The sequence below is a fragment of the Limnohabitans sp. genome (genome assembly GCF_044373035.1).
Taxonomy (GTDB): Bacteria; Pseudomonadota; Gammaproteobacteria; order Burkholderiales; family Burkholderiaceae_C; genus Limnohabitans_A.
Map to the genome: position 1 here is coordinate 1 of NZ_JBILQU010000102.1, position 9,620 is coordinate 9,620.

Here is a 9,620-nt window from a genome sequence, read left to right on the forward strand (position 1 = left end):
ACGAAACACAGAGCGTCCTCACGGCCACCGAAAACGGCTATGGCAAACGCACCTCGATCACCGAATACACCCGCCACGGCCGTGGCACCAAAGGCATGATCGCCATCCAGCAATCCGAGCGCAACGGCAAAGTGGTGGCCGCCACCTTGGTCCATGCCGACGATGAAATCATGCTGATCACCGACACCGGTGTGTTGGTGCGCACCCGCGTCTCCGAAATCCGCGAACTGGGCCGCGCCACACAGGGCGTGACCCTGATTGGCCTGGACGAAGGTGCCAAGCTATCAGGTCTGCAACGCATTGTCGAAAACGATGCCAATGTGGCCGACAGCGAAGCGAGTGATGCCGATGCCACACCGGACGACAGCACGCCTACAGCGGAATAAGTGATGGGCCGCGCTTTCAACTTCTCGGCAGGCCCTGCCGTCATGCCCGAGGCCGTGCTGCAGCAAGCCGCGGCCGAGATGTTGGACTGGCACGACACACAAGGCCGTTCCTCTGGCATGAGCGTGATGGAGATGAGCCACCGCGGCAAGGAGTTCATCAGCATTTACGAGCAAGCCGAAACCGACTTGCGCGAATTGTTGGGGGTGCCGACCCACTTCAAGATTTTGTTCATGCAAGGCGGGGGCTTGGCCGAAAACGCCATCGTGCCGCTGAACCTGTCGCAAGGCGGGGCCATGGACTTTGTGCTCACGGGCAGTTGGAGCCAAAAGTCGCTCAAGGAAGCTGGCAAATACGGCCCAGCCCGTGTGGCCGCTTCGGGTCAGGTGGAAGGCTTTACCACCCTGCCCGCCCCTGCCACTTGGCAGGTGGGCGCGGACAGCCGCTATGTGCACATTTGCAGCAATGAAACCATTCACGGTGTCGAGTTCTCCGAACTGCCGGACCTCAAAGCCTTGGGCTGTGATGCCCCTCTGGTGGTGGATTTTTCTTCGCATGTTGCGTCTCGGCCTGTGGATTGGTCTCGCGTGGGCCTGGCCTTTGGCGGTGCGCAAAAAAACCTGGGTCCCGCCGGGCTGACCTTGGTCATCGTGCGCGAAGACCTGATCGGCCATGCCCTGCCGCATTGCCCCAGCGCTTTTGATTACAAGCTGGTGGCAGATAACCAGTCCATGTACAACACCCCGCCCACCTACAGCATTTACATCGCGGGGCTGGTCTTCCAGTGGCTGAAAAAAAATGGCGGCATCGCAGCCATGGAACAGCGCAACATTGCCAAAGCTCGGCTGCTGTACGACTTTCTGGACAGCTCCAGCTTGTTTGAAAACCGCGTGGCCAAGAACTGCCGCTCGCGCATGAACGTGCCCTTTTTCTTGCGCGACGAATCGCGCAACGAGGCCTTTTTGGCTGGGGCCAAAGCCGCCAACTTGCTGCAACTCAAAGGGCACAAGTCAGTGGGCGGCATGCGTGCCAGCATTTACAACGCCATGCCCCTCGAAGGCGTGCAGGCGCTGGTGGCCTACATGCGTCAATTTGAAGAAAAACAGGCCTGAAGTACCTCAAAAAAACAAGCCGCCAGAAAGACCACGAGACATGAGCCAACCCCCCATTCAGTCGGACGCCCTGGGCGCTTTGCGTGTGCAGATTGACGCGCTGGACAAACAGCTGCTGAGCCTGCTGAACCAACGCGCCCATGTGGCCGAAAAAGTCGGCGAGATCAAACGTGCCGAAGGCTCGCCCTTCTTTCGCCCCGACCGCGTGGCGCAAGTCATCGACAAAATCACCCAAGCCAACCCCGGCCCGCTGAAAAACGAACACATCGCTTCCATTTGGCGCGAGATCATGTCGGCCTGCTTGGCGCTCGAAGCACCCCAACGCGTGGCGGTGCTGGGCCCTCAGGGCACATTTTGCGAACAAGCAGCCATCGAGTTTTTTGGCAGCGCCGCCAACCTGATTTACTGCGCCAACTTCGACGAAGTCTTTCACGCCACCGCTGCGGGCACGGCCCAGTACGGCGTGGTGGGCATGGAAAATTCCACCGAAGGCGTGGTGGCCCGCTCGCTCGATTTGTTTTTGCGCTCGCCTGTTCATGTGGTCGGCGAAGTGAGCCTGCAAGTGCGTTTCAATCTGTTGCGCCAGCTCAACTCTGATGCGGGCATTGAGGTCGTCATGGCACACCCCCAAGCGTTGGCCCAGTGCCAGGGCTGGCTGTCCAAACACCTGCCGCATGTGGAGCGGCGCGCCGTGTCGAGCAACGCCGAAGGCGCGCGCTTAGCTGCCACCAACCCCGCTTGGGCGGCGCTGGCCAGCGAACGTGCCGCCAGCCAGTTTGGTCTGCACATCGTGCACCACGCCATTCAGGACGAAGCCTTCAACCGCACCCGCTTTGCCGTGATCGCTTTGCCGCAGACCTTGGCCACGCCACCAGCGTCTGGCAAAGACTGCACCAGCCTGGTGGTGTCGGTGCCCAACCGCCCAGGTGCGGTGCACGATTTGCTGGTGCCGCTCAAAAACAACGGTGTGTCCATGACCCGCTTTGAGTCGCGCCCCGCCAAATCGGGCCAGTGGGAGTATTACTTCTACATCGACTTGCAAGGCCACATCAACGAGCCGCATGTGGCCGCTGCTTTGCAAGAGTTGCAAGGCTTGTGCGCGTTTTACAAGGTGCTGGGTTCATACCCGGTGCCCGAGTGAGCGCGCGGTGAAATTCGAACGCTTGGCCCTGATCGGCTGCGGTCTGATGGGCGGCTCGTTTGCGCTCGCGCTGCGCGAGGCAGGTCTTGTGCAAACCATTGTCGGCTTCAGCGCCTCTGAAAAAACCCGTCAACTTGCGGTGGAACTTCAAGTCATCGACCACGCCTGCTCCAGCGTGGCCGATGCGGTGCAAGGCGCAGATCTTGTTTTGCTGGCCGTTCCTGTGGGCGCGATGCAAAGCAGCTTTGCCGCCATGCGCCAAGCACTGCACCCCAATGCCTTGCTGATGGACGTGGGCTCGACCAAGGGCGATGTGATTGCCGCGGCAATTGCCACCCTGGGTGAACGCCTGAGCTGCTTTGTGCCTGCACACCCGATTGCGGGCAAAGAAGTCGCGGGCATTGAGCATGCCGAAGGCTCGCTCTACCAAGCGCGACGCACCATCCTCACGCCCTTGCCGCAAAACAGCATCGGTCAGATAAAAACAGCGAGCGCAGTATGGACTGCCATCGGTAGCCATGTGAGCCAGATGACAGCGCAGGCCCATGACGCCACTTTTGCCGCCGTCAGCCACTTGCCGCATTTGCTGGCCTTTGCCGCCGTGAATGCGCTGACGGCCCAACCGCAAGGCCCTGCGTTTTTGGAGATGGCAGGTCCGGGATTTCGGGATTTTTCCCGCATCGCCGCTTCAGATGCCTTGGTGTGGCGCGACATCTTGAGCGCCAACCATGCGGAAGTTCTCACGCAATTGGCGCACTTTCGCACGGCACTCAACGCATTTGAAAATGCCCTGAAACAAGGCGATGCTCAAGCGCTTCAACAACTGATTCAACAAGCCAGCGATGTGCGCTCGGCCTGGACGCTGCAAGCCGGTCACGCTTGCAACACAGCCTCAGAAGACTGACCCCATGTTCTCCACCGCCTTTCTTGACCTCCCTGCGCTGCAAGGCGCGTCCGGCACCGTCACCCTGCCCGGCTCCAAAAGCATTTCGAACCGCGTGCTGCTGCTCTCAGCACTGTGCCAAGGCACGACCGTGGTGCACGACTTGCTCGACTCGGACGACACCCGCGTGATGCTGGCGGCGCTGCGCCAACTGGGCTGCGGGGTCGATGTGGCAGGCACCACCGTCACCATCACCGGCCTGGGCGGTCGCGCATGGCCTGCAGAGGCGATTGAGTTTTTCATGGGCAACGCCGGCACGGCCATGCGCCCACTGACGGCTGCGTTGGCCGTGCAGGGCGGCAACTTCACGCTCAAAGGTGTGCCGCGCATGCACGAGCGGCCCATCGGTGACCTTGTCGACGCGTTGCGCGAACTCGGCTGCGCCATCGAGTACCTGGGCAACGAGGGCTTCCCACCCCTGCGCATCGGCCAGCCTGCGTTGCATCTGGACAAACCCATCCCCGTGCGCGGCGATGTGTCCAGCCAATTCCTCACCGCGCTGCTGATGGCCTTACCCCTGGCAACGCAGAACCGCGCCATCACCATTGAGGTGGTGGGCGAACTGATCAGCAAGCCCTACATCGAAATCACGCTCAACCTGCTGGCGCGCTACGGCATCGCCGTGGAACGCCAAGGCTGGGAACGCTTTGTCATTCCGGCGGGCAGCCGCTACCAATCGCCGGGTACGATCCACGTCGAGGCCGATGCCTCTTCGGCCAGCTACTTCATCGCACTGGGCGCCATCGCCGCAGGTGATCCATCCAAAGGAGTGCAAGGCAGCGGCATCCGCATTCAGGGCGTGGGCGCTGACTCTATTCAAGGCGACATCCGCTTCATGGACGCCGCAGCCCAAATGGGCGCCAAAATTACCAGCGGCCCGAACTGGCTTGAAATCCAGCGCGGGGCCTGGCCACTCAAAGGCATCACGCTCGACTGCAACCACATCCCCGACTCCGCCATGACGCTGGCCGTGATGGCGCTGTATGCCGACGGCCCGACCACACTGCGCAACATTGCCAGCTGGCGCGTCAAGGAAACCGACCGCATCGTGGCCATGGCCACCGAAAGCCGCAAGTTGGGTGCCACTGTGGAAGAAGGCCCCGACTGGATCACCATCCATCCCCTGCCCGCCGGGAAATGGCAACGCGCCAGCATCCACACCTACGACGACCACCGCGTCGCCATGTGTTTCTCGCTCGCGGCCTTCAACACCGACCAGGTGCCGGTGCGCATCGAAGACCCCAAGTGCGTGGCCAAAACCTTCCCGGATTATTTCGAGGCCCTGTTCTCCGTGGCGCACACGGCGGCCCCCAACATTCCGGTGATTTGCATCGACGGCCCCACGGCCTCGGGCAAAGGCACGCTGGCCAGCCGTGTGGCCGAGCAACTGGGATACCATTACCTGGACTCGGGCGCGCTCTACCGCGTGACCGCCCAAGCGGCCTTGCTGGCCGGGCTGACGCTGGAAATTGCCGACGAAGCGGACATCGCCGAACTCGCCCGCAGTCTGCCGGTGCGCTTTGAGGGCGATCAGGTGCTGCTGGGCAACGTCGATGTGACCGATGCCATCCGCAGCGAGCAAGGCGGCATGAACGCCTCCAAAGTCTCGGTGCTGCCCGCCGTTCGCGAGGCTTTGATCGATCTGCAGCACAGCTTTCAACGCTTGCCGGGCCTGCTGGCCGACGGCCGCGACATGGGCACGGTGATCTTCCCGAGCGCCCCTTTGAAGGTGTTTTTGACCGCCAGCGCGGCCAAAAGGGCCGAAAGGCGTCATAAGCAGTTGATTTTGAAGGGTTTTTCGGCTAATATCGATGCTCTTCGCGCTGACTTGGAAGCGCGCGACGCCCGGGACATGTCCCGCAGCGCAGCGCCTTTGAAGCCCGCACAAGATGCCTTGCAACTGGACAACTCTTCCTTGACCATCGAAGCCTCGGTGGATCAAGTGATGGTCTGGTGGCAAAGCCGGCAGGTTTTCGGTTGACCCACGGAAGTTAACCCACCGAAAACAGCCACCCCAGCCCGCCCTGTGCAGGCTGACCTGAAGTTCCACTCGGCTCTTATCGTGCAGCTTGCACACTGGTCAGGTGGTTTTTAAAAAACCAACCGCGGCTCACACCGCACAACCAACCGCCACAGTCAGCTCCTGGAAACGACGCATGTCGCGCTCGTCAGTCCTGCACTTGTGGATGAGGAAACACCATGTCTGAATCATTTGCCGCCCTATTCGAAGAATCACTGACGCGCACCGAAATGCGCCCAGGTGAAGTCATCACCGCTGAAGTCGTGCGCATCGAGCACAACTTCGTTGTGGTCAACGCCGGTCTCAAGTCCGAGTCGTATGTGCCCCTCGAAGAGTTCAAGAACGACCAAGGTGAAATCGAAGTTCAGGTCGGCGACTTTGTCTCGGTGGCCATTGGCTCAATCGAAAACGGTTACGGCGACACCATCTTGTCGCGTGACACTGCCAAGCGTTTGGCTTCGTGGATGTCTTTGGAAAAAGCCCTGGAGTCCGGCGAGTTCGTCACTGGTGTGACCAGCGGCAAAGTCAAAGGCGGCCTGACTGTTTTGGTCAATGGCATCCGCGCTTTCTTGCCCGGCTCTTTGGTTGACACACGTCCCACCAAAGACCTGTCACCCTATGAGAACAAGACCCTGGAATTCAAGGTCATCAAGCTCGACCGCAAGCGCAACAACGTCGTGTTGTCACGCCGCGCTGTCGTGGAAGCCTCGATGGGCGAAGAGCGCGCCAAGCTGATGGAAACATTGCGCGAAGGCTCCATCGTTCACGGTGTGGTCAAGAACATCACCGAATACGGTGCTTTCGTGGACTTGGGCGGCATCGACGGCCTGTTGCACATCACCGACATGGCATGGCGCCGTGTCCGTCACCCCTCCGAAGTGGTCACGGCCGGTCAGGAAATCAGCGCCAAGATCCTCAAGTTCGACACCGAGAAAAACCGCGTGTCCTTGGGCCTCAAGCAAATGGGCGACGACCCCTGGATGGGCGTGAACCGCCGCTACCCACAAAGCACCCGCATGTTCGGCAAGATCACCAACATCGCCGACTACGGCGCGTTTGTCGAACTGGAGCCAGGCATCGAAGGCTTGGTCCACGTCTCCGAGATGGACTGGACCAACAAGAACGTGGCGCCTTCCAAGATCGTTGCATTGGGTGACGAGGTCGAAGTCATGGTCCTCGAGATCGACGAAGACAAGCGCCGCATCAGCTTGGGCATGAAGCAGTGCCGCGCCAACCCATGGCAAGAGTTCGCGCAGAACACCAAGCGCGGCGACCGCGTCAAGGGCCCGATCAAGTCGATCACCGACTTCGGCGTGTTCGTGGGCCTGGCTGCCGGTATCGACGGCCTGGTGCACCTGTCTGACTTGTCTTGGAACGAAACCGGCGAAAACGCCGTGCGCGAATTCAAGAAGGGTCAAGAAGTTGAGGCTTTGGTCTTGGCTGTGGACGTGGACCGCGAGCGCATCAGCTTGGGCATCAAACAGCTCGACTCCGATCCTTTCACCACCTTCACCTCCATCAACGACAAAGGCCAGATCGTCACGGGCAAGGTCAAGACCGTGGATGCCAAGGGCGCCGAAATCGACTTGGGCGAAGACATCATTGGTTACCTGCGTGTGTCCGAAATTTCGCGTGACCGCGTGGAAGACGCCAGCCACGTGCTCAAAGTCGGCGACGAAGTCACTGCAGTCGTAGTGAACGTGGACCGCAAGACCCGCAACATCCAGTTGTCGATCAAGGCCAAGGACCAGGCTGACCAGCAAGAAGCCATGGCTTCGCTGTCGCAGCAATCCAAGACCGAGAACGCTGGCACGACCAGTCTGGGCGCCTTGTTGCGCGCCAAGCTCGACAACAACTGATCTGAAACTTGTGCGTTAGGCGTCTAATGTTGAGCGACAAGCCAGGTTTCCTGGCTTGTTTCACTCAACGCAAAACGCTTAACGCAGCACGTCCATGACCCGCTCCGATCTGGTTGAAGAACTGGCTGCACGCTTTGCGCAGCTGACCCACCGTGACGCCGAATTGGCCGTCAAAACGGTGCTCGACGCCATGAGCGATGCGCTGGCCAAAGGTCACCGCATTGAGATTCGTGGCTTTGGCAGTTTCTCCATCAACCGCCGTCCACCGCGTGTGGGCCGCAATCCGCGCTCCGGCGAGAGCGTTCAAATCCCCGAAAAACGGGTCCCCCATTTCAAACCCGGCAAAGCTTTAAGAGAAGCTGTGGACGCTGGCACCTTGGCCCAAGCCAACGACAATGAAAACGGACACCAATGACCTGCATGGCTGATGCCTGCGGCTTTGTTCACGACCGCATCACCGGTTCTTTCCTTTGCGCCTTTAGAATGGTATGTGCTGACGAGGTCCATTCATGAAACGCCTGCTCTGGCTGCTTCAGTGGTTGCTGAAGGCCACCATTTTCTTCACCCTGTTTGCTTTCGCGCTGAACAATCAGCAAGAGACCCGTGTGAACTTTTTTTTCAGCACCTATTGGTCGGCCCCCACGGTGCTGGTGGTGCTGTCTGCCTTCACGCTGGGCGTGGTGGTCGGCGTGCTGGGCATGGTGCCGCGCTGGTGGCGTGAGCGTCAAGCCGTCAAGAAAAACACCCCGCCTGCTTCCCCCGCACCCAAGTCCGAGGTGACCGATGGAGTTTGACCTGACCTGGATATTGCTGGGCCTGCCCACGGCCTTCGCCTTGGGCTGGATTGCGTCGCGTCTTGACTTGCGCCAAATGCGCATCGCCAACCGGCAAGCACCCCGCGCCTATTTCAAAGGTCTGAACCACTTGCTCAACGAGCAGCAAGACCAAGCCATTGATGCCTTCATTGAGGCGGTGCAAAACGACCCAGACACCTCAGAATTGCACTTTGCCTTGGGCAATTTGTTCCGTCGCCGGGGCGAGTACGACCGTGCGGTGCGGGTGCATGAACACCTGCTCTCGCGTGCCGACATCAGCCACGCCGACCGGCAAAGGGCACAGCACGGGCTGGCGCTCGATTATTTGAAAGCGGGTTTGCTAGACCGTGCCGAAGAAGCACTGCGCAAACTCGAAGGCACCTCTTACGAAGGGCAAGCTCGCCTGGCCCGCATGGCCATTTACGAGCGCTCACGCGAGTGGCCCGAAGCCGCTGCGGTGGCCCGCTTGCTCGAAAAATCCGGTGAGGTTGACTTTGGCGTTCGGCTGGCCCATTACCAATGCGAGCAAGCCCGCGAAGCGGTACAAAAGGGCGACAGCGCCAAAGCGCTGGAATTGTTGGCGCATGCCCTGCAGGCCCACCCCCATGCCCCAAGACCCCGCCTGCTGATGGGGCCATTGCTGCTGAGCCAAGGCCAGGCGCCGGCCGCTTATGACACCTTGTCGGTTTTGTTTGAGCACAACGACAGGGCAGCCCCTTTGGCCGCTGCCAGCTTTGCACAAGCCGCCCTGGCCTGCGACAAGCCGGCCAGCGCCAGCGCTTTGCTGCAAGCCCATTACCTGCGCCACCCCTGCATCGATGTGCTGGATGCGATCACAGCACTGCAAGCCCAACAGCCGAATTCGACCGCCACAGGTGATGCCAGCACCTTGCAGCGTTATTTGGACCATCTGCAAAACCACCCCTCCATGATGGCTGCCAGCCGCTGGCTGAACGGGGCCAGAAACGAAGTCGGTGAGTTGCCTGTGCCGGTACAAAAAACGCTTGAAAACGCCACCAAACCTTTGGCCCGCTACCGCTGTGCCGCTTGCGGCTTTGAAGCCAAAGAGCACTTTTGGCACTGTCCGGGCTGCCAGTCCTGGGACAGCTACCCTCCCCGACGCGTGGAAGAACTGTAAGCAGCCCTACAAGTCGACGATTGGCGTGTCCCTGCGCTGTCACTTGTGTCAGTCCTGGCTTCGGGTATCCGCATAAAATGGGCGGTTGCACAGCAAGGAAGCTCCATGGCACGCACCCTCTACGACAAAATCTGGGACGAACACGTCGTCCACACCGAAGAAGACGGCACCTCTGTCCTCTACATCGACCGCCACCTGGTGCACGAAG

At 60.3% G+C, this 9,620-nt stretch carries 9 protein-coding genes; all 9 read left to right on the forward strand.

Features of this window, described 5'->3' with window-relative positions; all coding sequences use genetic code 11:
• Positions 1-386 (forward strand): DNA gyrase C-terminal beta-propeller domain-containing protein (locus tag ACIQ47_RS12875; protein WP_396438496.1); only part of this gene is annotated, 386 nt, incomplete at its 5' end.
• A gap of 3 nt (positions 387-389) precedes the next feature.
• The gene (gene serC, locus ACIQ47_RS12880; RefSeq protein ID WP_396438497.1) at positions 390-1,496 is read left to right on the forward strand and encodes a 3-phosphoserine/phosphohydroxythreonine transaminase; all 1,107 of its coding nucleotides are present in this window, start codon (positions 390-392) and stop codon (positions 1,494-1,496) included.
• Positions 1,497-1,536: 40 nt separating this feature from the next.
• A complete protein-coding gene (pheA, locus tag ACIQ47_RS12885) occupies positions 1,537-2,637 on the forward strand; it encodes a prephenate dehydratase (RefSeq protein WP_396438498.1) in 1,101 nt (366 codons plus the stop codon).
• Positions 2,638-2,644: 7 nt separating this feature from the next.
• Positions 2,645-3,541 carry a prephenate dehydrogenase gene (locus ACIQ47_RS12890; protein ID WP_396438499.1) on the forward strand — a complete coding sequence of 299 codons (897 nt, stop codon included), beginning with the start codon at positions 2,645-2,647 and terminating at the stop codon, positions 3,539-3,541.
• A 4-nt stretch (positions 3,542-3,545) separates the two neighbouring features.
• Positions 3,546-5,561, forward strand: a complete 2,016-nt coding sequence (locus ACIQ47_RS12895) for a bifunctional 3-phosphoshikimate 1-carboxyvinyltransferase/cytidylate kinase (protein ID WP_396438500.1) — start codon at positions 3,546-3,548, stop codon at positions 5,559-5,561.
• Positions 5,562-5,779: 218 nt separating this feature from the next.
• Positions 5,780-7,459, forward strand: a complete 1,680-nt coding sequence (rpsA, locus tag ACIQ47_RS12900; protein ID WP_396438501.1) for a 30S ribosomal protein S1 — start codon at positions 5,780-5,782, stop codon at positions 7,457-7,459.
• A gap of 94 nt (positions 7,460-7,553) precedes the next feature.
• Complete coding sequence (locus ACIQ47_RS12905) at positions 7,554-7,874, forward strand: integration host factor subunit beta (RefSeq protein ID WP_396438502.1); 321 nt, start codon at positions 7,554-7,556, stop codon at positions 7,872-7,874.
• A gap of 94 nt (positions 7,875-7,968) precedes the next feature.
• Entirely contained in the window at positions 7,969-8,253 is a 285-nt protein-coding gene (locus ACIQ47_RS12910) for a lipopolysaccharide assembly protein LapA domain-containing protein (RefSeq protein WP_396438503.1), read from the forward strand.
• Positions 8,243-9,412, forward strand: coding sequence for a lipopolysaccharide assembly protein LapB (gene lapB / locus ACIQ47_RS12915; protein WP_396438504.1), 1,170 nt, complete (start codon positions 8,243-8,245; stop codon positions 9,410-9,412). Before ACIQ47_RS12910 ends, lapB begins: the two co-directional genes overlap by 11 nt.
• Positions 9,413-9,620 lie beyond the last annotated feature (208 nt).